Raw genomic sequence first — 25,885 nt, 5'->3', positions numbered from 1 at the left:
CCTAGCGTTGATTCAGGGCCAACATGGTGGCCTTCTCGTCGTCCATCCGCGCCATCAGTGGTTGGCTCAGTTGCATGAAACGCTGCTTCTCGTTCTGAGCAATCGGATCGGCCATCGGCAACTTGAGGCCCAGCGGGTCGACATGAACGCCGTCGACCTGGAATTCATAGTGCAGGTGAGGGCCGGTGGAAAGGCCGGTCGTGCCGATATAGCCGATGATCTGGCCCTGTTTTACCGTCGACCCGTTACGTACGCCTTTGGCGAAACCCTGCATATGCGCGTAGAGCGTGCGGTAGCGTTGGCCATGCTGAATGACAACCGTGTTGCCATAGCCGCCTTTGCGCCCCGCAAGGAGCACCTTGCCGTCGCCAGCACTCTTGATCGGGGTTCCGTGGGGGGCTGCGTAGTCAACGCCCTTGTGCGCGCGGATTTTGTTCAGAATCGGGTGTTTGCGACCATTGGAGAACCGAGAGCTGATTCTGGCGAAGTCCACCGGCGTTCGAATGAAGGCCTTGCGCATACTGGTGCCGTCAGCGTTGTAATAGCTGGTGGCGCCATCCTTACTGGTGTAGCGAACAGCAGAGTAGGTCTTACCCCGGTTGGTAAAGCGTGCAGCAAGAATATTGCCCGTACCGACACGTTCACCCTCAACCGTCTTCTCTTCGTATATCACTTCGAAGCTGTCGCCCTTGCGGATGTCGAGAGCGAAGTCGATGTCGTAACCAAATACGTTCGCGAGGTCCATCGTCAGGTTATGACTAAGACCGGCGCGCTTTGCCGCGAGGAACAGGCTGCTGTCGATCTCACCATGAGCATAAACCGTGTCGACTTCAGGTTTGATTTGCTCTTTCTTGAAAGCGTAGCCATCGGCGGTTTTCTCCAGCGCCAACGTCTCCAGGCTGTTGAGTTTGCTTCGTAGGCTCGCTAGATCGCCCTGTTCGGTCAGCTGGAACTCAAGACTCTGGCCAATCTTCAAGCGGGAAAATTGCTTGGCTTCCTTGCTGCTCGACAACACCGCATGCATAACCGACGGCGATAGGCCAACTTTGGCGAATACTGTTGACAGCGTATCCCCATTGGCAACGACGATTGACTTTTCCAGAGGGGATGTTTCAGCCAGTGCTATTTGAGCGGGCTCGCCTTCATGCAGCTCCTCTCGATTGGCTTTGGAGGACATCTGCAACGGAGTAGACGAGGCAAACGGGGACTCTGCCAAGCTAGGCTCGTCGCTGCCCGGCTCGCTGATGATCAACCCTGAGGACGTCTCGAGCTTCAGATCAATAAAGGTCTTCTTGGCCTCGACCTCGCGTGATGGAAAAACGAGCAGCGCCAGGCTCAGCAGCGCAGCTACACCACTGGCAGCCAACAGATGGCTCTTGGGGTAGTTCGGAGCTTTTGATTTGGAAGGCATCATTGGGCTTCTGGCATATTTTTGCACGGGAAATAACTGACTAAAATATAAGCAAAGGCTGTTTGAGGCAACCCTTGCGACAGGTGAACTGCTGGCCGGTACCCGGTCTGTAGCTTGTAATCGGCCTACGATCTTGTAAGGTTGTCGCCCTTTATTAATGGTGCGGGGGCTTGCTATGACGTCGGTCGAAGATCAACTGTCGGTGATCAAACGGGGCGCTGATGAGGTGCTCGTGGAGTCGGAGCTGATCTCCAAGCTGGAGCGGGGCGAGCCCTTGCGTGTTAAGGCTGGATTCGACCCTACCGCACCGGACCTCCATCTCGGGCACACCGTGCTTATCAACAAGATGCGCCAGCTGCAGGATTTGGGGCATCAGGTGATCTTCCTTATAGGAGATTTCACCGGAATGATTGGTGACCCAAGTGGCAAAAGCGCCACAAGGCCTCCGTTGACCAGGGATCAGGTACTAGAGAACGCTGAAACCTATAAGGCTCAGGTTTTTAAGATCCTAGATCCAGAGAAGACCGAGGTGGCGTTCAACTCTACCTGGATGGACAGGCTGACGCCGGCCGACTTCATTCGTCTGGCTTCCCAATATACGGTTGCTCGGATGCTCGAGCGTGACGATTTCAGCAAGCGATACTCCACCAACCAGCCGATCGCCATCCATGAGTTCCTGTATCCGCTCGTTCAGGGGTATGACTCGGTCGCGCTAAAAGCCGACATTGAGCTGGGTGGCACCGATCAGAAGTTTAATCTGCTAATGGGGCGTGAGCTTCAGCGAGCGTATGGTCAGGCATCTCAGTGCGTAGTGACCATGCCCCTGCTCGAGGGGCTGGATGGCGTTAAGAAGATGTCCAAGTCGCTCGGGAATTACGTTGGCATTCAAGAGTTGCCGGGGGTCATGTATAGCAAGCTGGTTTCGATTCCTGATGCGCTCATGTGGAGATATTTCGATTTGCTTAGCTTTCGCACACAGGGCGAGATCGAGGAGTTTCGGGCGGACGTTGCGCGCGGAGCCAACCCACGAGATATCAAGATCAAACTGGCAGAAGAGATTGTGGCGCGGTTCCATGGTGACGAGGCGGCAGCGGCAGCGCATCGTTCGGCAGGTAATCGAATGAGGGAGGGTGAGCTGCCTGAAGATATTCCGGACGTCGAGTTGGTCTCCGATCAAGATATGCCTATCTCATCTGTGCTTAACAAAGCTGCACTTGTTAAGAACGCTGCGATGGCGCGCGACTTACTCGGCTCTGGTGGGGTCCGCGTTGACGGGCAGGTTGTGGATCGTGGGTTTGTGTTCAAGCTTGGTGTTACTCATGTTTGCCAAGCAGGAAAGAAGTCATTCGCGCGCATTTCGCTGAGGGCGGAACAAAACTGAAATAAACGGTTGACGTTATTTTTCAGGCTCCTATAATGCGCACCTTCTCCGGCGCAGTCCTTAAGCAAAACCTCTTGTAAATCAAAAGGTTAGCGAAATAAAAGGGTTGCACGGATGGCGAATTCGAGTAGAATGCGCCGGGCTGACAGGGTGGTGGGTGAGTCCTGTTGGTGGCTTCGATCAGATTGATCGGAAGCGGTTGAAAGAGGTGGTTGACAGCGGTTTTGAACGCTGTATGATTCGCCTCCCGCTGACGAGAGATGAGAGTTGATCGAAGGCGCAAGCGGTTGAGAAGAAAGAAAAAGTTCTTCAAAAACAGCTTGACAGGTAACAAGGCTGCTGTAGAATGCGCGGCCTCGGTTGAGACGAAAGACTTGATCGAAACGCTCTTTAACAACTGAATCAAGCAATTCGTGTGGGTGCTTGTGAATGTAAGACTGATGGTCAGCTAGATTATCAGCATCACAAAGCAACACTCGAGTATTCGAGAGTTACTCTTTACTTGTAAAGAGATTTGCGATTGCTGAGCCAAGTTTAGGGTTTTCTCAAAACCCAAGCAGTATTGAACTGAAGAGTTTGATCATGGCTCAGATTGAACGCTGGCGGCAGGCCTAACACATGCAAGTCGAGCGGATGAAGAGAGCTTGCTCTCTGATTCAGCGGCGGACGGGTGAGTAATGCCTAGGAATCTGCCTGATAGTGGGGGACAACGTTTCGAAAGGAACGCTAATACCGCATACGTCCTACGGGAGAAAGCAGGGGACCTTCGGGCCTTGCGCTATCAGATGAGCCTAGGTCGGATTAGCTAGTTGGTGAGGTAAAGGCTCACCAAGGCTACGATCCGTAACTGGTCTGAGAGGATGATCAGTCACACTGGAACTGAGACACGGTCCAGACTCCTACGGGAGGCAGCAGTGGGGAATATTGGACAATGGGCGAAAGCCTGATCCAGCCATGCCGCGTGTGTGAAGAAGGTCTTCGGATTGTAAAGCACTTTAAGTTGGGAGGAAGGGCAGTAAGCTAATACCTTGCTGTTTTGACGTTACCGACAGAATAAGCACCGGCTAACTTCGTGCCAGCAGCCGCGGTAATACGAAGGGTGCAAGCGTTAATCGGAATTACTGGGCGTAAAGCGCGCGTAGGTGGTTTGTTAAGTTGAATGTGAAAGCCCCGGGCTCAACCTGGGAACTGCATCCAAAACTGGCAAGCTAGAGTATGGCAGAGGGTGGTGGAATTTCCTGTGTAGCGGTGAAATGCGTAGATATAGGAAGGAACACCAGTGGCGAAGGCGACCACCTGGGCTAATACTGACACTGAGGTGCGAAAGCGTGGGGAGCAAACAGGATTAGATACCCTGGTAGTCCACGCCGTAAACGATGTCGACTAGCCGTTGGGATCCTTGAGATCTTAGTGGCGCAGCTAACGCATTAAGTCGACCGCCTGGGGAGTACGGCCGCAAGGTTAAAACTCAAATGAATTGACGGGGGCCCGCACAAGCGGTGGAGCATGTGGTTTAATTCGAAGCAACGCGAAGAACCTTACCAGGCCTTGACATGCAGAGAACTTTCCAGAGATGGATTGGTGCCTTCGGGAACTCTGACACAGGTGCTGCATGGCTGTCGTCAGCTCGTGTCGTGAGATGTTGGGTTAAGTCCCGTAACGAGCGCAACCCTTGTCCTTAGTTACCAGCACGTAATGGTGGGCACTCTAAGGAGACTGCCGGTGACAAACCGGAGGAAGGTGGGGATGACGTCAAGTCATCATGGCCCTTACGGCCTGGGCTACACACGTGCTACAATGGTCGGTACAAAGGGTTGCCAAGCCGCGAGGTGGAGCTAATCCCATAAAACCGATCGTAGTCCGGATCGCAGTCTGCAACTCGACTGCGTGAAGTCGGAATCGCTAGTAATCGTGAATCAGAATGTCACGGTGAATACGTTCCCGGGCCTTGTACACACCGCCCGTCACACCATGGGAGTGGGTTGCTCCAGAAGTAGCTAGTCTAACCTTCGGGGGGACGGTTACCACGGAGTGATTCATGACTGGGGTGAAGTCGTAACAAGGTAGCCGTAGGGGAACCTGCGGCTGGATCACCTCCTTAATCGAAGACTTCAGCTTCTTCATAAGCTCCCACACGAATTGCTTGATTCACTAGCGAAAAGCGATTGGGTTTCGACCCGAGAGAGACGATTGGGTCTGTAGCTCAGTTGGTTAGAGCGCACCCCTGATAAGGGTGAGGTCGGCAGTTCGAATCTGCCCAGACCCACCAATTGTCATGGGATGTGGCCGATCTGTAGATGGGGCCATAGCTCAGCTGGGAGAGCGCCTGCTTTGCACGCAGGAGGTCAGGAGTTCGATCCTCCTTGGCTCCACCATTAACTCGATAATCGCTGAAAGCTCAGAAATGAGTGCTGCTTGGGCATCTGATGGATGTTTGAGGGTATTGATTTCTGGTCTTTGCGCCAGAACTGTTCTTTAAAAATTTGGGTATGTGATAGAAGTAGATTTGGGTAGTTACTTTCACTGGTAATTATTCAAGTCAAGGTAAAATTTGCGAGTTGCTCTTTATGGGCAGAATGCGGATTTTCGGCGAATGTCGTCTTCACGTTATTAGACAGTAACCAGATTGCTTGGGGTTATATGGTCAAGTGAAGAAGCGCATACGGTGGATGCCTTGGCAGTCAGAGGCGATGAAAGACGTGGTAGCCTGCGAAAAGCTTCGGGGAGTCGGCAAACAGACTTTGATCCGGAGATGTCTGAATGGGGGAACCCAGCCATCATAAGATGGTTATCACACACTGAATACATAGGTGTGTGAGGCGAACCAGGGGAACTGAAACATCTAAGTACCCTGAGGAAAAGAAATCAACCGAGATTCCCTTAGTAGTGGCGAGCGAACGGGGATTAGCCCTTAAGCTTCTTTGATTTTAGCGGAACGCTCTGGAAAGTGCGGCCATAGTGGGTGATAGCCCTGTACGCGAAAAGGTCTTAGAAGTGAAATCGAGTAGGACGGAGCACGAGAAACTTTGTCTGAATATGGGGGGACCATCCTCCAAGGCTAAATACTACTGACTGACCGATAGTGAACTAGTACCGTGAGGGAAAGGCGAAAAGAACCCCGGAGAGGGGAGTGAAATAGATCCTGAAACCGTATGCGTACAAGCAGTGGGAGCCTACTTTGTTAGGTGACTGCGTACCTTTTGTATAATGGGTCAGCGACTTATTTTCAGTGGCGAGCTTAACCGAATAGGGGAGGCGTAGCGAAAGCGAGTCTTAATAGGGCGTTTAGTCGCTGGGAATAGACCCGAAACCGGGCGATCTATCCATGGGCAGGTTGAAGGTTGGGTAACACTAACTGGAGGACCGAACCGACTACCGTTGAAAAGTTAGCGGATGACCTGTGGATCGGAGTGAAAGGCTAATCAAGCTCGGAGATAGCTGGTTCTCCTCGAAAGCTATTTAGGTAGCGCCTCGTGTATCACTGCTGGGGGTAGAGCACTGTTTCGGCTAGGGGGTCATCCCGACTTACCAAACCGATGCAAACTCCGAATACCAGCAAGTGTCAGCACGGGAGACACACGGCGGGTGCTAACGTCCGTCGTGAAAAGGGAAACAACCCAGACCGTCAGCTAAGGTCCCAAAATCCTGGTTAAGTGGGAAACGATGTGGGAAGGCTTAGACAGCTAGGAGGTTGGCTTAGAAGCAGCCACCCTTTAAAGAAAGCGTAATAGCTCACTAGTCGAGTCGGCCTGCGCGGAAGATGTAACGGGGCTCAAACCAGGTACCGAAGCTACGGGTTCAACGTAAGTTGAGCGGTAGAGGAGCGTTCTGTAAGCCTGTGAAGGTCAGTTGAGAAGCTGGCTGGAGGTATCAGAAGTGCGAATGCTGACATGAGTAACGACAATGCGAGTGAAAAACTCGCACGCCGAAAGACCAAGGGTTCCTGCGCAACGTTAATCGACGCAGGGTGAGTCGGTCCCTAAGGCGAGGCTGAAGAGCGTAGTCGATGGGAAACGGGTTAATATTCCCGTACTTCTAGTTACTGCGATGGGGGGACGGAGAAGGCTAGGCCAGCAAGGCGTTGGTTGTCCTTGTTTAAGGTGGTAGGCAGAGATCTTAGGTAAATCCGGGATCTTAATGCCGAGAGCTGATGACGAGCTTTCTTTTAGAAAGCGAAGTGGTTGATGCCATGCTTCCAGGAAAAGCCTCTAAGCTTCAGGTAACTAGGAACCGTACCCCAAACCGACACAGGTGGTTGGGTAGAGAATACCAAGGCGCTTGAGAGAACTCGGGTGAAGGAACTAGGCAAAATGGCACCGTAACTTCGGGAGAAGGTGCGCCGGTGAGGGTGAAGTATTTACTACGTAAGCCCATGCCGGTCGAAGATACCAGGCCGCTGCGACTGTTTATTAAAAACACAGCACTCTGCAAACACGAAAGTGGACGTATAGGGTGTGACGCCTGCCCGGTGCCGGAAGGTTAATTGATGGGGTTAGCGCAAGCGAAGCTCTTGATCGAAGCCCCGGTAAACGGCGGCCGTAACTATAACGGTCCTAAGGTAGCGAAATTCCTTGTCGGGTAAGTTCCGACCTGCACGAATGGCGTAACGATGGCGGCGCTGTCTCCACCCGAGACTCAGTGAAATTGAAATCGCTGTGAAGATGCAGTGTATCCGCGGCTAGACGGAAAGACCCCGTGAACCTTTACTATAGCTTTGCACTGGACTTTGAATTTGCTTGTGTAGGATAGGTGGGAGGCTTTGAAGCGTGGACGCCAGTTCGCGTGGAGCCAACCTTGAAATACCACCCTGGCAACTTTGAGGTTCTAACTCTGGTCCGTTATCCGGATCGAGGACAGTGTATGGTGGGTAGTTTGACTGGGGCGGTCTCCTCCTAAAGAGTAACGGAGGAGTACGAAGGTGCGCTCAGACCGGTCGGAAATCGGTCGTAGAGTATAAAGGCAAAAGCGCGCTTGACTGCGAGACAGACACGTCGAGCAGGTACGAAAGTAGGTCTTAGTGATCCGGTGGTTCTGTATGGAAGGGCCATCGCTCAACGGATAAAAGGTACTCCGGGGATAACAGGCTGATACCGCCCAAGAGTTCATATCGACGGCGGTGTTTGGCACCTCGATGTCGGCTCATCACATCCTGGGGCTGAAGCCGGTCCCAAGGGTATGGCTGTTCGCCATTTAAAGTGGTACGCGAGCTGGGTTTAGAACGTCGTGAGACAGTTCGGTCCCTATCTGCCGTGGACGTTTGAGATTTGAGAGGGGCTGCTCCTAGTACGAGAGGACCGGAGTGGACGAACCTCTGGTGTTCCGGTTGTCACGCCAGTGGCATTGCCGGGTAGCTACGTTCGGAAGAGATAACCGCTGAAAGCATCTAAGCGGGAAACTTGCCTCAAGATGAGATCTCACTGGAGCCTTGAGCTCCCTGAAGGGCCGTCGAAGACTACGACGTTGATAGGTTGGGTGTGTAAGCGCTGTGAGGCGTTGAGCTAACCAATACTAATTGCCCGTGAGGCTTGACCATATAACACCCAAACAATTTGGCTGTTAGACGGAAAGTCGACAGAAAAGCCGAAAATCAGCATGAACACGCATTACCTGATCACATACCCAATTGGCTGTAGCGGCTAAACCCCGAGACAGCAACTGAATTGCTTGACGACCATAGAGCGTTGGAACCACCTGATCCCATCCCGAACTCAGTAGTGAAACGACGCATCGCCGATGGTAGTGTGGGGTCTCCCCATGTGAGAGTAGGTCATCGTCAAGCTCCTTTCCCAAACCCCCGATCCGCGAAAGCGGGTCGGGGGTTTGCTTTTGCCCAAAAGAAAGCTGCGATAGGCACGTACTGTCGCTGTCGTTATATTCTGGCCTCGTCATTGGGGGTGGCATGAATAAGCTATTGAGGTTGCTTCAAGATGGGCACTTTCATTCCGGCCAGGAGTTGGGGGAGGCCCTTGGCGTGAGCCGAAGTGCGGTCTGGAAGCACGTGCAGCGTATTCAAGCCGACGCTTCGGTGACCGTCTATAGAGTTCCTGGGCGTGGATACCGCCTGGCTGAGTCTCTATCCTTGCTCGATGAAGAGGAGCTTGCGCCGAAACTTAGCCGCTTCGGGTGGGCGTTGCACCTTTATGATTCTATTGATTCGACAAACGCCGAAGCCTTGCGTCTTTTACAGCTAGAACATGTTCCGTTTCTGGTACTTGCGGAGACCCAAACCTCGGGGAGGGGTAGGCGGGGGCGGCGTTGGGTGAGCCCGTTCGGGCATAACCTGTACTTCAGTCTAGCAATTAGAGTGCAGGGGGGGGCGGGGCGGCTCGCGGGCTTGAGTCTGGTGGTCGGGCTGGCTGTCATGCAGGCACTACATTCGGTTGGCATTCCGCAGGCAGGCTTGAAATGGCCAAATGACGTCTACATTGATGGCCGCAAGGTCGCTGGAATCTTACTGGAGCTGACCGGCGATCCTGCTGACGTATGCCACGTGATCATTGGGGTAGGCGTCAACGTAAATATGGTTGAGGCTGCGGGTATAGATCAGCTCTGGACATCAATTAAAGAACACGTCGGCATGATTGATCGGAACCAGTTGATGCTGACGTTAGCTGACAAGCTGAGAGGTTGCCTTGAGCGGCATGCTGACTTTGGATTTCCTGCGCTGAAACTAGAGTGGGAGTCCAATCATATATGGCAGGGCCGTAGCTGCACGCTAAGCACTGGAACGCAGGACTATTCTGGTGTGGTTTTGGGCGTCGACAACGAAGGTGGGTTGAGACTCATGATCGATGGGTGCGAACGTTCGTTCAGCGGTGGAGAGCTAAGCTTGAGGCTGGATCAATGATTCTTGAGCTGGATTGCGGAAACAGTTTTATCAAATGGCGCGTATTGGACATGGGGGCAGACGTGGTCGTCGCTCATGGTGCGTCTGCGTCCGCTGTGGCTCTGCTTGAGGAGTTTTCATGTCCCGTTGGGGTAAATGTCTCGCGCGCGCGGCTAGTCAGTGTGCGCGGAGATCGCGAAACAGATGAGATATGCATATGCCTTTCCGAGGCGCTAGGCATTGAGGTAGAGCGCGCTTCGCCTGCAGTCCAGCTTGGTGGGGTGATAAATGGATATGTTGACCATGGGCGACTAGGGATGGATCGTTGGCTCGCCATGGTCGGCGCATTTCAGTTCAGGCGCAGTGCAATGATGGTAATCGACCTAGGGACTGCGGTCACCGTCGATCTAGTGGATCCTCAGGGCATGCACCTGGGTGGTTATATATGCCCAGGTGTCTCTTTGCTACGGCATCAGCTGCATACTCATACGCGTCGTATCAGCTATTCACTGCCGGAAGGGGATGCTTCCCAATGCGCGACTGCGCCAGGCCGTACTACTGCTGAAGCGGTGGAGCGGGGTTGTATTTTGATGTTGCACGGATTCCTAAGCTCGCAGATTTTGCAAGCGGAGGCGTATCTGGGTGCGAGCTTCGATATATATGCCACTGGCGGAGATGCAGCGTTCATTAGCGATATCCCCCGGATAAAGTGCATACCTGATCTGGTATTTCGGGGCTTAGCGATCGCTTGCCCCTAGAATTACATATAAGGCCGAAGTGCGTATGCGTTGGTTGTTTCTTCTTTTGGTACTGTTAAATGTCCTATTTTGGGCGCAGCACCTTTACCAGTCGCCAGTACGCGTCAAGGAGGTCGCGCCCCTTGATGCTTACAGCCGATCCGAGCCGAACATTACTTTGCTCAGTGAGTCGTCGCGCGTGCGAATGGCGGGGAAGGGCACGCGATCGGAGCCCTTCGAGAGCAGCGGCTGTCTTTTTTTGGGCGGCTTTGACGACCAGCTGCTTGCGCAGGCCTTGGAGCAGCGCCTTCTGAGCCTGGATATTCAGTCTGATATTCAGCAGCTGGACGTGGCAGTGGGCGTAGATTATTGGGTTTATCTACCGCCGCTTGCCTCCAGGCAAGCCTCCTTGCGGCAGTTGAGGGAGTTGCAAAGCCGCAATATTGATAGCTACATCATTACGGTTGGGGATCTGGCGAACGGCATTTCGCTAGGCATATTTTCCCGTAAAGATTCGGCCGAGGGAGTGGTCACCCGTTTGCGCGGAGTGGATTATTCAGCCTTGGTAAGAGAGCTGCCTAGAACGCACAATAAATATTGGGTACAGGTAGCCGCTGCTAGCCGGCCTCTGCTCGACGACGGCGTCTTGGAGGTTATTAAGAAGGACATGCCAGCCCTTCAGCATCGCCAAATGGCTTGTGTGGCCGTTGCATCTTCGGAGTAGTTTGCATAGAATAGCGCCCGCTTCGTCGTGGGGCTTTAAACACTCACCGGCGAATCGGCTGTCAGTGTAGCTAACCTCAAGATTTTAATGAGAAAAAGCTTGACAGTAGGGTGGCAAGTGATGAAAATGCCGCCTCACTTTGGAGGGGTTCCCGAGCGGCCAAAGGGATCAGACTGTAAATCTGACGTCATAGACTTCGAAGGTTCGAATCCTTCTCCCTCCACCAGATTCAAGCGTAAGCTTCGGCGTTCGCGGGTATAGTTTAGTGGTAGAACCTCAGCCTTCCAAGCTGATGATGCGGGTTCGATTCCCGCTACCCGCTCCAGCTTCGATGGTTACGGAATATGCTTCGCTCATGTAGCTCAGTTGGTAGAGCACACCCTTGGTAAGGGTGAGGTCAGCGGTTCGAATCCGCTCATGAGCTCCAAACTCCAAAGGCAGATATGTAAATATCTGCCTTTGTTTTAATGGTGGCGTGACTAGCTCAATTCAACGATGGGAGACGGTCTCGATGGCTAAAGAAAAATTCGAACGTAACAAACCGCACGTCAACGTCGGCACCATTGGTCACGTCGACCATGGCAAGACCACTCTGACGGCTGCTCTGACTCGCGTGTGCTCCGAGGTATTCGGTTCCGCTCGTGTCGACTTCGACAAGATCGATAGCGCCCCGGAAGAGAAGGCTCGCGGTATTACCATCAACACCGCTCACGTAGAGTACGACTCCAACATTCGTCACTACGCGCACGTTGATTGCCCGGGTCACGCTGACTATGTGAAAAACATGATCACCGGTGCTGCCCAGATGGACGGCGCGATCCTGGTTTGCTCGGCTGCTGACGGCCCCATGCCGCAGACTCGCGAGCACATCCTGCTGTCCCGTCAGGTAGGTGTTCCGTACATTGTCGTGTTCCTGAACAAGGCCGACATGGTTGACGACGCTGAGCTGCTCGAGCTGGTGGAAATGGAAGTGCGTGATCTGCTCAGCACCTACGATTTCCCGGGCGACGACACTCCGATCATCATTGGCTCTGCGCTGATGGCTCTGAACGGTCAAGACGACAACGAGATGGGCACCACTGCCGTCAAGAAGCTGGTCGAGACTCTGGATACTTACATCCCTGAGCCGGTTCGTGCTATCGACAAGCCGTTCCTGATGCCGATCGAAGACGTGTTCTCCATCTCCGGCCGCGGTACTGTTGTGACCGGTCGTGTAGAGCGCGGCATCGTCAAGATCCAGGAAGAAATCGAGATCGTTGGCCTGCGTGACACCACCAAGACCACCTGTACCGGTGTGGAGATGTTCCGCAAGCTGCTCGACGAAGGTCGTGCTGGTGAGAACTGTGGCGTCCTGCTGCGCGGCACCAAGCGTGACGACGTCGAGCGCGGCCAGGTTCTGGCCAAGCCGGGCACCATCAAGCCGCACACCAAGTTCGAAGCTGAAGTTTACGTGTTGTCCAAGGAAGAAGGCGGTCGTCACACTCCGTTCTTCAAGGGCTATCGTCCGCAGTTCTACTTCCGTACCACTGACGTGACCGGTTCGTGCGAACTGCCGGAAGGCGTTGAGATGGTAATGCCGGGCGACAACGTGAAAATGGTTGTCACCCTGATCAAGCCGATCGCCATGGAAGACGGCCTGCGCTTCGCAATTCGCGAAGGTGGTCGTACCGTTGGTGCCGGCGTGGTTGCCAAGATCGTCGAATAACGATTGATCTGTTTGAAGCAGGTCGGCATAATAGTCGGCCTGACTCTTTCTAGGCCAGTAGCTCAATTGGCAGAGCGGCGGTCTCCAAAACCGCAGGTTGGGGGTTCGATTCCCTCCTGGCCTGCCATTTTCAATAACGAAATTGGCAGTCTTTACAAGGTTCTAGCAGATGAATATCAAAGCTGAAGCCAATGACGCGCGCTTCGATCTGGTGAAGTGGCTTGTTGTGGCTGCTTTGGTGGTTGTTGCCGTTGTCGGCAATCAATACTACTCCGCTGAGCCGATTCTCTATCGTGTCCTTGCGGTCCTGGCAATTGGTGTTATTGCTGCGTTTGTTGCGCTGCGGACCTCCAAGGGTCGTTCCTTCGCTGTGTTGCTGAAAGAAGCGCGCGGTGAGATTCGCAAGGTCGTTTGGCCGACCCGTCAGGAAACCACTCAAACAACGTTGATCGTGGTTGTTGTGGTGCTTGTGATGGCGCTTCTGTTGTGGGGGCTTGATTCCCTGCTCGGTTGGTTGGTCTCCATGGTTGTTGGTTAAGGGTGTCTCGTGGCTAAGCGTTGGTATGTTGTGCATGCTTACTCGGGTTACGAGAAGCACGTCATGCGCTCTTTGGTTGAGCGCATCAAGCTTGCCGGAATGGAAGATCAGTTCGGTGAGATTCTTGTTCCGACTGAAGAAGTCGTCGAGATGCGTAACGGGCAGAAGCGCAAAAGCGAGCGCAAATTCTTTCCTGGCTACGTTCTTGTTCAGATGGAAATGGGTGAGGGTACCTGGCACCTCGTAAAGGATACTCCTCGCGTGATGGGCTTCATTGGTGGTACGGCGGACAAGCCGGCGCCCATTACGGACAAAGAGGCAGAAGCTATCCTGCGTCGCGTTGCTGACGGAACCGATAAGCCCAAGCCTAAAACGCTCTTCGAGCCGGGTGAAGTGGTGCGGGTGGCGGATGGTCCGTTCGCAGACTTCAATGGCGTGGTCGAAGAAGTGAACTACGAGAAAAGTCGTATCCAGGTGGCTGTCCTGATCTTTGGTCGCTCTACCCCGGTAGAGCTGGAGTTCAGTCAGGTCGAAAAGGTTTAACTGGACGAAGTATCCCGCCCCGCAGCTTCAGGCTGCGGGGTTTTGTCGTCACTGGGATAAATCATCAATGGGGAGCCGTAAGGCGTTATAACCCGTAACGGAGTATCTATGGCTAAGAAGATTCAAGCTTACATCAAGCTTCAGGTAAAGGCCGGTCAGGCTAACCCGTCGCCGCCCGTTGGTCCTGCGCTGGGTCAGCACGGCGTCAATATCATGGAGTTCTGCAAGGCGTTCAATGCCCGGACCCAGGGCCAGGAGCCCGGTCTGCCGACTCCAGTGATCATCACTGTCTACAGCGATCGCAGCTTTACTTTTGAAACCAAGAGTACTCCCGCTGCAGTTCTGCTGAAAAAAGCTGCTGGTATTGCCAGTGGCTCCGCTCGTCCCAACACCCAAAAGGTCGGCACCGTTACACGTGCGCAGTTGGAAGAGATCGCCAAAACCAAGCAGGCTGATCTGACTGCTGCCGAAATGGAAGCTGCCGTTCGAACCATCGCAGGTTCGGCTCGCAGCATGGGCCTGAACGTGGAGGGTGTGTAATGGCTAAGTTGACCAAGCGCCAGAAGGCTATTGCCGAGAAAATCGAAGCTGGTAAGCAGTACTCGTTCGAAGATGCAGCGAAGTTGTTGGCTGAAGTCTCTGCGGTGAAGTTTACCGAGTCCTTCGACATCGCGATCAACCTCGGTGTGGATCCGCGTAAATCCGATCAGGTCGTGCGCGGTGCTACTGTTCTGCCGAACGGCACTGGCAAGAGTGTTCGTGTCGCCGTGTTCACTCAGGGCCCGGGCGCTGAAGCCGCTCTGGCTGCTGGTGCAGATCGCGTTGGCATGGATGAGCTGGCTGCCGAAATGAAAGGTGGTGATCTGAACTACGACGTAGTGATCGCTTCGCCAGACGCCATGCGTGTGGTTGGCCAGCTGGGTCAGATCCTCGGTCCGCGCGGCCTGATGCCGAACCCGAAGGTCGGTACCGTTACGCCGGACGTCGCTACCGCTGTCAAGAACGCTAAGGCCGGTCAGGTGCGTTTCCGTACGGATAAGAACGGCATCATCCATACCTCCGTGGGTAAGGTTGGTTTCGAGGCGGGTCAGCTGAAGCAGAACGTTGAGGCGTTGCTCTCGGACCTCAAGCGTCTGAAGCCGTCGACTTCAAAAGGTATTTACGTCAAGCGCGTTACCCTGAGTACCACCATGGGTCCGGGACTGGTCATCGATCAGGCTTCCCTGGAAGCGTAAGACTAAGGCGCCCTGTTGACAGGGCGCTGCGAAATTGGGGTCCCTGCCTGGCGGGGGCTATCCAAGACCGTAGGCGGCGCAAGCCTTAAACCAAAAGCCTACGCAGAGGTGCTCCCGATTCGTACCGAATCAGACACCAACACCCGTCCGGTTTCGATCGGATGAAACGGTAACATCCAGGAGTGTATCCCGTGGCAATCAAACTCGAAGACAAGAAGGCCATCGTCGCTGAAGTCAACGAGGCTGCCAAAGCTGCCCTGTCCGCTGTCGTGGCTGATGCCCGTGGCGTGACCGTGGGGGCCATGACCGGACTCCGTAAAGAGGCCCGCGCAGCTGGCGTATACGTACGTGTTGTACGTAACACCTTGCTGCGCCGCGCAGTTGATGGCACTCAGTTCGAAGTGCTCAACGACGTGTTCAAAGGCCCGACCCTAATTGCGTTCTCCAACGAACATCCGGGCGCTGCTGCTCGTATCTTCAAGGAATTCTCCAAGGGTCAGGACAAGTTCGAGATCAAGGCCGCTGCGTTCGAGGGTCAGTTCCTCGCAGCCAATCAGATCGACGTGCTGGCAACTCTGCCGACCTACGACGAAGCCATTTCTCAGCTGATGAGCGTCATCCAAGGCGCTACCAGCAAGCTGGCTCGTACACTGGCGGCCGTTCGCGACCAGAAAGAAGCTGCCGCCGCATAAGCGTTTGGCTACTTTCGCAATCACTTTTTGAATTAGATGGCCGAAGGCTGTCACCTAAATACAGGAACTAGAGTCATGGCTCTGACCAACGAAGATATCATCAACGCCGTTTCCGAAATGTCCGTGATGCAGGTTGTTGAACTGATCAAGGCAATGGAAGAGAAGTTTGGTGTTACCGCTGCTGCTGCAACCGTTGCTGCTGCCGGCCCGGCTGCCGCTGCTGTCGAAGAGCAAACTGAGTTCACCATCGTCCTGACTGAAACCGGCGACAAGAAGGTCAACGTCATCAAGGCTGTTCGCGAACTGACCGGTCTGGGCCTGAAAGAAGCCAAGGCTGTCGTTGACGGTGCCCCGGGCGTGGTCAAGGAAGGCGTTTCGAAAGAAGAAGCCGAAGCTGCCAAGAAAGCTCTGGAAGAAGCAGGCGCCAAAGTCGAGCTCAAGTAAGCGACGACTTTGCGTCTACAGCCCGAGCGACTCGCGAAAGGCTGATGGCTGGTGGCTCTTGCCACCGGCCTTTTTCCGTTATAGCTGCTTGGTGTTCGCCTGGTAGCGATGATGGAAATGCCGTCCTTAGGGGCGGTGCGAATCAAGGGATTCGCAAGATTTTCTGGCTGCTCCCGTCGGGAGAGCCAAACAAGCAGGTGACCAAGCTGGGGAACGCTGATGGCTTACTCATATACTGAGAAAAAACGAATCCGCAAGGACTTTAGCAAGTTACCGCACGTGATGGACGTGCCGTATCTTTTGGCCATCCAGCTGGATTCGTACCGCGAATTCCTGCAGGCGGGAGCGACCAAAGATCAGTTCCGCGACATTGGCTTGCATGCAGCCTTCAAATCCGTTTTCCCGATCATTAGCTATTCCGGCAATGCAGCGCTGGAGTACGTCGGCTACCGTCTGGGTGAGCCGGCTTTCGATGTCAAGGAATGTGTCCTGCGCGGTGTGACATTTGCAGTCCCGCTGCGGGTTAAAGTGCGCCTGATCATTTTCGACAAAGAATCGTCGAACAAGGCCATCAAGGACATCAAAGAGCAAGAAGTTTACATGGGGGAAATCCCCCTGATGACCGAGAACGGTACCTTTATCATTAACGGTACCGAGCGTGTCATCGTGTCTCAGTTGCACCGCTCGCCGGGCGTGTTCTTTGACCACGACCGCGGCAAGACTCACAGCTCCGGAAAGCTGTTGTACTCGGCTCGCATCATTCCTTATCGCGGCTCCTGGCTCGACTTCGAGTTCGACCCGAAGGATGCGGTCTTCGTGCGTATTGATCGTCGCCGCAAGCTGCCGGCGTCAGTGCTGCTGCGTGCGCTGAGCTATAGCACTGAAGAGATCCTTGATGCTTTCTACGACACCAATGTCTTCCATGTGAAGGGCGAGAACCTTTCGTTGGAGCTGGTGCCGCAGCGTTTGCGTGGTGAAATCGCCAGCTTCGATATCAAGGATGAGAACGGCAAGGTCATCGTCGAGCAAGGTCGTCGTATCACTGCTCGTCACATCAATCAGCTCGACAAGTCTGGCATCAAAGAACTCGAGATGCCGATGGACTACCTGGTCGGTCGCACCGTTGCCAAGGCGATCGTGCATCCCGCCACCGGTGAAATCATCGCTGAGTGCAACACCGAGCTGACCGTCGACGTCATGGCGAAGATCGTCAAGGCTCAGGTCGTTCGTATCGAAACCCTGTACACCAACGACATCGATTGCGGTCCTTTCATTTCCGATACGTTGAAGATCGACTCCACCACCAATCAGCTAGAAGCGCTGGTGGAAATCTATCGGATGATGCGCCCAGGCGAGCCGCCAACCAAGGATGCTGCCGAGACGCTGTTCAACAACCTGTTCTTCGCGTCGGAGCGTTACGACCTGTCCGCGGTCGGCCGAATGAAGTTCAACCGTCGTATCGGTCGTACCGAGATCGAAGGTTCGGGCGTGCTGAGCCGCGAAGACATCGTTGCAGTCCTCAAGACCCTGGTCGACATCCGTAACGGCAAAGGCATCGTCGACGATATCGATCACCTGGGTAACCGTCGTGTCCGTTGTGTCGGCGAGATGGCTGAGAACCAGTTCCGTGTCGGCCTGGTGCGCGTTGAGCGTGCGGTCAAGGAACGTCTGTCTATGGCCGAAAGCGAAGGCCTGATGCCGCAGGACCTGATCAACGCCAAGCCGGTTGCGGCGGCGGTGAAGGAGTTCTTTGGTTCCAGCCAGCTATCGCAGTTCATGGACCAGAACAACCCGCTGTCCGAGATCACCCACAAGCGCCGTGTTTCTGCACTCGGCCCGGGCGGTCTGACTCGTGAGCGCGCTGGCTTCGAAGTACGCGACGTACACCCGACCCATTACGGCCGTGTGTGCCCGATCGAAACGCCAGAAGGCCCGAACATCGGTCTGATCAACTCACTGGCGGCCTATGCCCGGACCAATCAGTACGGCTTCCTGGAAAGCCCGTACCGTGTTGTCAAGGAAGGCGAGGTTACCGACGAGATCGTGTTCCTGTCGGCGATCGAAGAAGCTGACCATGTAATCGCCCAGGCTAGCGCCAAGCTGGACGGTCGCAAGCTGGTCGACGAACTCGTTGCCGTGCGTCACCTGAACGAATTCACCGTCAAGGCGCCCGAAGATGTGACGCTGATGGACGTGTCGCCGAAGCAGGTCGTTTCCGTCGCTGCCTCGCTGATTCCGTTCCTCGAGCATGACGACGCCAACCGCGCCCTGATGGGTTCGAACATGCAGCGTCAGGCCGTGCCGACTCTGCGTTCGGATAAGCCGCTGGTCGGTACCGGTATGGAGCGTAACGTGGCGCGCGACTCCGGCGTCTGCGTGGTTGCTCGTCGTGGCGGTGTTATCGATTCGGTCGACGCCAGTCGTGTGGTCGTACGTGTTCATAATGCTGAGGTCGAAACCGGCGAGGCTGGTGTCGACATCTACAACCTGACCAAATACACCCGTTCCAACCAGAACACCTGCATCAACCAGCGTCCGTTGGTTCGCAAGGGTGACGTGGTAGAGCGCGGCGATATCATGGCCGATGGTCCTTCCACCGATATGGGTGAGCTGGCGCTTGGGCAGAACATGCGCGTCGCGTTCATGCCTTGGAACGGCTACAACTTCGAAGACTCCATCCTCCTCTCGGAGCGTGTGGTTCAGGAAGACCGATTCACGACTATCCATATCCAAGAGCTGACCTGCGTGTCGCGTGACACCAAACTCGGCCCAGAGGAAATCACCGCGGACATTCCGAACGTGGGTGAGGCTGCGCTGAACAAGCTGGACGAGGCAGGCATTGTCTACGTCGGAGCCGAAGTCGGCCCAGGCGATATCCTGGTTGGCAAGGTGACGCCGAAAGGTGAAACCCAGCTGACGCCGGAAGAGAAGCTGCTGCGCGCGATCTTCGGTGAGAAGGCGTCCGATGTTAAGGACACCTCCCTGCGTGTGCCGACCGGCACCAAGGGCACTGTTATCGATGTGCAGGTATTCATCCGTGACGGCGTCGAGCGTGACACCCGTGCGTTGGCCATCGAAAAGATGCAACTCGACGAGATCCGCAAGGACCTCAACGAAGAATTCCGCATTGTCGAAGGCGCCACCTTCGAGCGCCTGCGCTCGGCTCTGGTGGGTGCGACTGCCGAGGGTGGTGCTGGCCTGAAGAAAGGCGCGGTGATCACCGACGAAACTCTCGACGGGCTGGAGCATGGGCAGTGGTTCAAGCTGCGCATGGCAGAAGATGCCCTGAACGAGCAGTTGGAAAAGGCCCAGGCCTACATCTCCGACCGCCGGCAGCTGCTTGATGACAAGTTTGAAGATAAGAAGCGCAAGCTGCAGCAGGGCGATGACCTGGCACCTGGCGTACTGAAGATCGTCAAGGTCTACCTGGCTATCAAGCGTCGTATCCAGCCGGGCGACAAGATGGCCGGTCGTCACGGTAACAAGGGTGTCGTCTCGGTGATCATGCCGGTAGAAGACATGCCGCATGATGCCAACGGTACTCCGGTAGATATCGTGCTCAACCCGCTCGGTGTACCGTCGCGTATGAACGTCGGTCAGATCCTCGAGACTCACCTGGGCCTCGCGGCCAAGGGCCTGGGCGAGAAGATCAACCTGATGCTCGAAGAGCAGCGCAAGGTCGCCGATCTGCGTAAATTCCTGCACGAGATCTACAACGAGATCGGCGGTCGTCAGGAAAGCCTAGATGACCTGAACGACCAAGAAGTGCTGGACCTGGCGAATAACCTGCGCAAAGGCGTTCCGATGGCTACTCCGGTATTCGACGGAGCCAAGGAGCGCGAGATCAAGGCCATGCTCAAGCTGGCCGACCTGCCGGAAAGCGGTCAGATGCAGTTGTTCGATGGGCGCACCGGTAACAAGTTCGAGCGCACCACGACCGTCGGCTACATGTACATGCTCAAGCTGAACCACTTGGTCGACGACAAGATGCACGCGCGTTCCACCGGTTCCTACAGCCTGGTTACCCAGCAGCCGCTGGGTGGTAAGGCGCAGTTCGGTGGTCAGCGCTTCGGTGAGATGGAGGTCTGGGCACTGGAAGCCTACGGCGCCGCCTACACCCTGCAGGAAATGCTCACGGTCAAGTCGGATGACGTGAACGGGCGGACCAAGATGTACAAAAACATCGTGGACGGCGATCACCGTATGGAGGCCGGCATGCCGGAGTCCTTCAACGTGTTGATCAAAGAGATCCGCTCGCTCGGTATCGATATCGATCTGGAAACCGAATAACCACGCACCGCCTACGCGGCAACCGGCACTAGCCGGTTGCCGCAGGTCCGTGAGGAGGAAAGGCCTTGAAAGACTTGCTGAATCTGCTGAAAAACCAGGGTCAAATCGAAGAGTTCGATGCCATCAAGATTGCCCTGGCTTCGCCCGAGATGATCCGTTCCTGGTCCTTCGGTGAAGTAAAGAAGCCGGAAACCATCAATTACCGTACGTTCAAGCCAGAACGCGACGGCCTGTTCTGCGCCAAGATCTTTGGCCCGGTCAAGGATTACGAGTGCCTGTGCGGTAAGTACAAGCGGCTCAAGCATCGTGGCGTGATCTGCGAGAAGTGTGGTGTAGAAGTCGCGCTGGCCAAGGTGCGTCGCGAGCGCATGGCGCACATCGAACTGGCTTCGCCGGTCGCTCACATCTGGTTCCTGAAGTCGCTGCCGTCCCGTATCGGCCTGCTGTTGGACATGACCCTGCGCGATATCGAGCGCGTGCTCTATTTCGAGAGCTACGTAGTTATCGATCCAGGCATGACTACCCTGGAGAAGGGACAGCTGCTGAACGACGAGCAGTACTTCGAGGCGCTGGAAGAGTTCGGTGACGACTTCGACGCGCGTATGGGCGCCGAAGCGGTGCGCGAGCTGCTGATCCAGATCGACCTGGAGCACGAGATCGGTCGCCTGCGCGAAGAAATCCCGCAGACCAACTCGGAAACCAAGATCAAGAAGCTCTCCAAGCGACTTAAGCTGATGGAGGCCTTCTTTGGCTCGGGCAACCTGCCGGAGTGGATGATCCTGACCGTTCTGCCGGTGCTGCCGCCGGATTTGCGCCCGCTGGTTCCGCTTGATGGCGGTCGTTTCGCAACCTCGGATCTCAATGATCTGTATCGCCGCGTGATCAACCGCAACAACCGCCTGAAGCGTCTGCTCGACCTGTCGGCGCCGGACATCATCGTGCGCAACGAAAAGCGCATGCTGCAGGAAGCTGTCGATGCGCTGCTGGATAACGGCCGTCGCGGTCGTGCCATCACCGGCTCCAACAAGCGCCCGCTGAAGTCCTTGGCCGATATGATCAAGGGTAAGCAGGGTCGTTTCCGTCAGAACCTGCTCGGTAAGCGCGTGGACTACTCCGGTCGTTCCGTAATCACCGTCGGCCCGACCCTGCGTCTGCATCAGTGCGGTCTGCCGAAGAAGATGGCTCTGGAACTGTTCAAGCCGTTTATTTTCGGCAAGCTGGAAATGCGCGGCATGGCCACCACCATCAAGGCGGCCAAGAAAATGGTCGAGCGCGAGCTGCCCGAAGTCTGGGACGTTCTCGCCGAAGTCATCCGCGAACATCCGGTTCTGCTCAACCGCGCTCCGACCCTGCACCGTCTCGGTATCCAGGCGTTCGAGCCGGTTCTGATCGAAGGCAAGGCAATCCAGCTGCACCCGCTGGTTTGTGCTGCGTACAACGCCGACTTCGACGGTGACCAGATGGCCGTTCACGTGCCGCTGACGCTGGAAGCCCAGCTGGAAGCGCGCGCGCTGATGATGTCGACCAACAACATCCTGTCGCCTGCCAACGGCGAGCCGATCATCGTTCCTTCGCAGGACGTGGTGTTGGGTCTGTACTACATGACCCGTGAGGCCATCAACGCCAAGGGTGAAGGACGCGTGTTTGCCGACCTTCAGGAAGTCGACCGTGTCTTCCGCGCCGGTGAAGCATCGCTTCACGCCCGGGTGAAGGTGCGCATCAACGAAGTGATCAAGGATCGCGACGGCAGCATCACGAAGAACACTCGCATCGTCGACACCACCATCGGCCGCGCGCTGCTGTTCCAGATCGTGCCGGCCGGCCTGGCGTTCGATGTCGTCAATCAGCCGATGAAAAAGAAGGCGATCTCCAAGCTGATCAACCTGTGCTACCGCACCGTTGGCTTGAAGGACACTGTCATCTTCGCTGACCAGCTGATGTACACCGGCTTCGCTTACTCGACCATTTCCGGTGTCTCGATCGGCGTGAACGACTTCGTCATTCCGGATGAGAAGGCGCGCATCATCGATGCGGCTACCGAGGAAGTTAAAGAGATCGAGAGCCAGTACGCGTCGGGCCTGGTAACTCAGGGCGAGAAGTACAACAAGGTGATCGACCTTTGGTCCAAGGCCAACGACGAAGTTTCCAAGGCGATGATGGCCAACCTCTCCAAGGAGAAGGTCATTGATCGTGATGGTAAGGAAGCCGAGCAGGATTCGTTCAACTCGATGTACATGATGGCTGACTCGGGCGCGCGGGGTTCTGCTGCGCAGATTCGTCAGCTGGCCGGTATGCGTGGCCTGATGGCCAAGCCGGATGGTTCCATCATTGAAACGCCGATCACTGCGAACTTCCGTGAAGGTCTGAACGTACTCCAGTACTTCATCTCCACTCACGGTGCTCGTAAAGGTCTGGCGGATACCGCATTGAAAACCGCTAACTCCGGTTACCTGACCCGTCGTTTGGTCGATGTCGCGCAGGATCTGGTGGTTACCGAAGTCGATTGCGGTACCGAGCAGGGCCTGTTCATGACGCCGCACATCGAGGGCGGTGACGTCGTCGAGCCGCTGGGTGAGCGTGTACTTGGTCGCGTGATCGCGCGTGATGTACTCAAGCCGGGCACCGATGATGTGTTGGTGCCGGCCGGTACGCTGGTCGACGAGCAGTGGGTCGACTTCATCGAGCTGAACAGCATTGACGAAGTAGTCGTGCGCTCGCCGATTTCCTGCGAAACCCGTTACGGTATCTGCGCCAAGTGCTACGGCCGCGATCTGGCACGTGGTCATCAGGTGAACATTGGTGAGGCTGTGGGCGTTATCGCTGCTCAGTCCATCGGTGAACCGGGTACCCAGCTGACCATGCGTACGTTCCACATCGGTGGTGCGGCTAGTCGTACTTCGGCCGTAGACAACGTTATGGTAAAGAACGGCGGTACCATCCGCCTGCATAACCTGAAGCACGTAGAGCGTGCCGATGGCGCGCTGGTCGCGGTTTCCCGTTCGGGCGAGCTGGCGGTTGCCGATGACTTCGGTCGTGAGCGCGAGCGCTACAAGCTGCCGTACGGTGCGGTGATTTCCGTCAAGGAAGGCGACAAAGTCGACGCCGGTGCTGTGGTTGCCAAGTGGGATCCGCACACTCACCCGATCGTCACCGAGATGAAGGGTGTCGTGACCTTCGTCGGCATGGAAGAGAACATCACCATCAAGCGTCAGACCGATGAATTGACCGGCCTGACCAATATTGAAGTGATGGATCCGAAAGACCGTCCGGCATCGGGTAAAGACATTCGTCCGGCGATCAAGATGGTAGATCTCAATGGCAAGGAACTGCTGTTGCCGGGTACCGACGTACCGGCCCAGTACTTCCTGCCGGCCAACGCGCTGGTGGGCGTGGCCGACGGTGCTGAAATCAACGTGGGCGACGTCATTGCACGTATCCCGCAAGAAACCTCGAAGACTCGCGACATTACCGGTGGTCTGCCGCGCGTAGCCGACCTGTTTGAGGCGCGTCGTCCGAAAGAGCCTTCGATCCTGGCTGAGATCAGCGGTACGATTTCTTTCGGCAAGGAAACCAAAGGCAAACGCCGACTGGTCATCACGCCGACCGATGGTAGCGATCCGTACGAAGAGCTGATTCCGAAGTGGCGCCACCTGAACGTCTTCGAAGGCGAACAGGTGAACAAGGGTGAAGTAATCTCCGACGGTCCGAGCAACCCGCATGACATTCTGCGTCTGTTGGGTGTCAGCGCACTGGCCAAGTACATCGTCAACGAGATTCAGGACGTGTACCGCCTGCAGGGCGTGAAGATCAACGACAAGCACATCGAGACGATTCTTCGCCAGATGCTGCGCAAGGTGGAAATTAGCGAATCGGGTGATTCCAGCTTCATCAAGGGCGACCAGATGGAGTTGACGCAAGTTCTGGAAGAGAACGAGCGTTTGAGCGACGACGACAAGTTCGTCTCCAAGTACGTCCGCGTTCTGCTGGGTATCACCAAGGCATCGCTGTCGACCGAGTCGTTCATTTCGGCGGCGTCGTTCCAGGAGACCACGCGCGTTCTGACCGAGGCGGCCGTCACCGGCAAGCGCGACTATCTGCGCGGCCTCAAGGAGAACGTGGTCGTGGGTCGTCTGATCCCGGCCGGTACTGGTCTGCAATATCACAGCGAGCGCAAGCGCAGGCGTGAAGCAGACAAGCCCGTTCGTGTGAGCGCCGATGAGGTCGAAGCGGCTCTGACCGAGGCGCTGAACTCCAGCGGTAACTAAGTGCTGAGCCTTGGCTGTGAGCCAGGGCTTGCCTTGACGGTGGGCGAGAAGCTCTTTAGACTCTCGTACCCCTAATTTGGCGGGGCTTCGTGCCCTGCCATTTTTCGTTTGTGTCGAAAGACAACAGTGGAGCTTGTAGATGGCAACTATCAACCAGCTGGTACGTCAGCCGCGTAAGCGGGTCGTCGAAAAAAGCGACGTCCCTGCGCTGCAAAACTGCCCGCAACGCCGTGGCGTGTGCACCCGCGTGTACACCACCACGCCGAAGAAACCGAACTCTGCACTGCGTAAAGTGTGCCGTGTTCGCCTGACCAATGGCTATGAAGTCGCTTCGTATATCGGCGGTGAAGGCCACAACCTGCAAGAGCACAGCGTAGTGCTCATCCGTGGCGGTCGTGTAAAAGACCTTCCGGGTGTGCGTTACCACACCGTGCGCGGTTCGCTGGATACCTCCGGCGTTAAAGACCGTAAGCAGGGTCGTTCCAAGTACGGCGCCAAGCGTCCGAAGTAAGCAGCATTTCTATTTATTTGAGTCGATAAGAGTAAGGTCGGACGTAACCTCCGCGTTACCGTTCCGGGCTAACCTGAAGACCGTTTGAGGGCTTATCAATGCCAAGACGTCGTGTAGCAGCCAAGCGTGAGATCCTTGACGATCCGAAATACGGAAGTCTGATCCTGGCCAAGTTCATGAACCACGTAATGGAGAGCGGCAAAAAAGCCGTTGCCGAGCGTATCGTTTATGGTGCGTTGGACAAGGTGAAGGAGCGCAAGAATAGCGACCCCCTGGAAATCTTCGAAAAAGCACTCGATGCCATCGCTCCGCTGGTCGAAGTTAAATCCCGCCGTGTAGGCGGTGCTACCTACCAGGTTCCGGTCGAAGTTCGTCCTTCCCGTCGTAATGCTCTGGCCATGCGTTGGCTGGTTGATGCAGCGCGTAAGCGCGGCGAGAAATCCATGGCGCTGCGCCTTGCTGGCGAGCTGATGGATGCTTTTGAAGGTAAAGGCGCTGCAGTCAAGAAGCGCGAAGATGTGCATCGTATGGCTGAAGCCAACAAGGCCTTTTCGCACTACCGCTTCTAAATCAAGCGCACTTT

At 55.5% G+C, this 25,885-nt stretch carries 16 protein-coding genes, 6 tRNA genes and 3 rRNA genes; 24 read left to right on the top strand and 1 reads right to left on the bottom strand.

The annotated features are described in order from the left end of the window. Nucleotide 1: 1 nt before the first annotated feature. On the bottom strand, nt 2-1,414 hold the full coding sequence (locus SM130_RS18510; protein WP_102826149.1) for a peptidoglycan DD-metalloendopeptidase family protein: 1,413 nt from the start codon (nt 1,412-1,414) through the stop codon (nt 2-4). A gap of 172 nt (nt 1,415-1,586) precedes the next feature. On the opposite strand from SM130_RS18510, the gene tyrS reads away from it, so the two are divergent. From tyrS to rpsG, 24 genes are all read left to right on the top strand, one after another. Continuing rightward, entirely contained in the window at nt 1,587-2,792 is a 1,206-nt protein-coding gene (tyrS, locus tag SM130_RS18505) for a tyrosine--tRNA ligase (protein WP_102826496.1), read from the top strand. Between the two features lie 564 nt (nt 2,793-3,356). Continuing rightward, nucleotides 3,357-4,893, top strand: a 16S ribosomal RNA gene (locus SM130_RS18500). Nucleotides 4,894-4,984: 91 nt separating this feature from the next. Continuing rightward, nucleotides 4,985-5,061, top strand: a tRNA-Ile gene (locus SM130_RS18495). A gap of 30 nt (nt 5,062-5,091) precedes the next feature. Next, nucleotides 5,092-5,167: transfer RNA gene (locus tag SM130_RS18490), tRNA-Ala, on the top strand. 267 nt (nt 5,168-5,434) lie between these two features. After that, nucleotides 5,435-8,325: ribosomal RNA gene (locus SM130_RS18485) — 23S ribosomal RNA — on the top strand. Nucleotides 8,326-8,455: 130 nt separating this feature from the next. Continuing rightward, nucleotides 8,456-8,571, top strand: a 5S ribosomal RNA gene (gene rrf / locus SM130_RS18480). The 16S, 23S and 5S rRNA genes sit together here with 2 tRNA genes alongside, the layout of an rRNA operon. 120 nt (nt 8,572-8,691) lie before the next feature. Next, nucleotides 8,692-9,639 (top strand): bifunctional biotin--[acetyl-CoA-carboxylase] ligase/biotin operon repressor BirA, encoded by a 948-nt coding sequence (gene birA, locus SM130_RS18475; protein WP_102824646.1) that lies wholly within the window; start codon nt 8,692-8,694, stop codon nt 9,637-9,639. Beyond that, nucleotides 9,636-10,376: a type III pantothenate kinase gene (locus SM130_RS18470; RefSeq protein ID WP_102824647.1), complete on the top strand. Its 741-nt coding sequence runs from the start codon at nt 9,636-9,638 to the stop codon at nt 10,374-10,376. The genes birA and SM130_RS18470 overlap by 4 nt, the downstream gene beginning before the upstream one ends. Before the next feature lie 25 nt (nt 10,377-10,401). Next, nucleotides 10,402-11,079: an SPOR domain-containing protein gene (locus SM130_RS18465; RefSeq protein WP_102824648.1), complete on the top strand. Its 678-nt coding sequence runs from the start codon at nt 10,402-10,404 to the stop codon at nt 11,077-11,079. A 141-nt stretch (nt 11,080-11,220) separates the two neighbouring features. Further along, a tRNA-Tyr gene (locus SM130_RS18460) sits at nt 11,221-11,305 on the top strand. Nucleotides 11,306-11,330: 25 nt separating this feature from the next. Then, nucleotides 11,331-11,404 (top strand) — tRNA-Gly (locus SM130_RS18455). 26 nt (nt 11,405-11,430) lie between these two features. Beyond that, a tRNA-Thr gene (locus SM130_RS18450) sits at nt 11,431-11,506 on the top strand. Nucleotides 11,507-11,590: 84 nt separating this feature from the next. Continuing rightward, entirely contained in the window at nt 11,591-12,784 is a 1,194-nt protein-coding gene (gene tuf, locus SM130_RS18445) for an elongation factor Tu (protein ID WP_015278291.1), read from the top strand. 51 nt (nt 12,785-12,835) lie between these two features. Then, nucleotides 12,836-12,911, top strand: a tRNA-Trp gene (locus tag SM130_RS18440). A 42-nt stretch (nt 12,912-12,953) separates the two neighbouring features. Further along, entirely contained in the window at nt 12,954-13,322 is a 369-nt protein-coding gene (gene secE, locus SM130_RS18435; protein ID WP_102824649.1) for a preprotein translocase subunit SecE, read from the top strand. A 9-nt stretch (nt 13,323-13,331) separates the two neighbouring features. Continuing rightward, the gene (gene nusG / locus SM130_RS18430) at nt 13,332-13,865 is read left to right on the top strand and encodes a transcription termination/antitermination protein NusG (protein WP_102824650.1); all 534 of its coding nucleotides are present in this window, start codon (nt 13,332-13,334) and stop codon (nt 13,863-13,865) included. 108 nt (nt 13,866-13,973) lie between these two features. Then, nucleotides 13,974-14,405 carry a 50S ribosomal protein L11 gene (gene rplK, locus SM130_RS18425; RefSeq protein ID WP_102824651.1) on the top strand — a complete coding sequence of 144 codons (432 nt, stop codon included), beginning with the start codon at nt 13,974-13,976 and terminating at the stop codon, nt 14,403-14,405. Continuing rightward, nucleotides 14,405-15,100, top strand: coding sequence for a 50S ribosomal protein L1 (rplA, locus tag SM130_RS18420; RefSeq protein WP_038663390.1), 696 nt, complete (start codon nt 14,405-14,407; stop codon nt 15,098-15,100). Before rplK ends, rplA begins: the two co-directional genes overlap by 1 nt. A 191-nt stretch (nt 15,101-15,291) precedes the next feature. After that, the gene (gene rplJ / locus SM130_RS18415) at nt 15,292-15,792 is read left to right on the top strand and encodes a 50S ribosomal protein L10 (RefSeq protein WP_102824652.1); all 501 of its coding nucleotides are present in this window, start codon (nt 15,292-15,294) and stop codon (nt 15,790-15,792) included. A gap of 75 nt (nt 15,793-15,867) precedes the next feature. Then, nucleotides 15,868-16,236: a 50S ribosomal protein L7/L12 gene (rplL, locus tag SM130_RS18410; protein WP_102824653.1), complete on the top strand. Its 369-nt coding sequence runs from the start codon at nt 15,868-15,870 to the stop codon at nt 16,234-16,236. Nucleotides 16,237-16,455: 219 nt separating this feature from the next. Then, on the top strand, nt 16,456-20,526 hold the full coding sequence (gene rpoB / locus SM130_RS18405; RefSeq protein ID WP_102824654.1) for a DNA-directed RNA polymerase subunit beta: 4,071 nt from the start codon (nt 16,456-16,458) through the stop codon (nt 20,524-20,526). A gap of 65 nt (nt 20,527-20,591) precedes the next feature. After that, complete coding sequence (gene rpoC, locus SM130_RS18400; RefSeq protein ID WP_102824655.1) at nt 20,592-24,791, top strand: DNA-directed RNA polymerase subunit beta'; 4,200 nt, start codon at nt 20,592-20,594, stop codon at nt 24,789-24,791. 139 nt (nt 24,792-24,930) lie between these two features. Further along, nucleotides 24,931-25,302, top strand: a complete 372-nt coding sequence (gene rpsL, locus SM130_RS18395) for a 30S ribosomal protein S12 (protein ID WP_003280832.1) — start codon at nt 24,931-24,933, stop codon at nt 25,300-25,302. A 98-nt stretch (nt 25,303-25,400) separates the two neighbouring features. Then, a complete protein-coding gene (gene rpsG / locus SM130_RS18390) occupies nt 25,401-25,871 on the top strand; it encodes a 30S ribosomal protein S7 (protein ID WP_003280834.1) in 471 nt (156 codons plus the stop codon). Nucleotides 25,872-25,885 lie beyond the last annotated feature (14 nt).

Source organism: Stutzerimonas stutzeri, assembly GCF_038561965.1.
Lineage (GTDB): Bacteria > Pseudomonadota > Gammaproteobacteria > Pseudomonadales > Pseudomonadaceae > Stutzerimonas > Stutzerimonas stutzeri_AA.
This window is presented reverse-complemented; position numbering and strand designations above follow the sequence as displayed.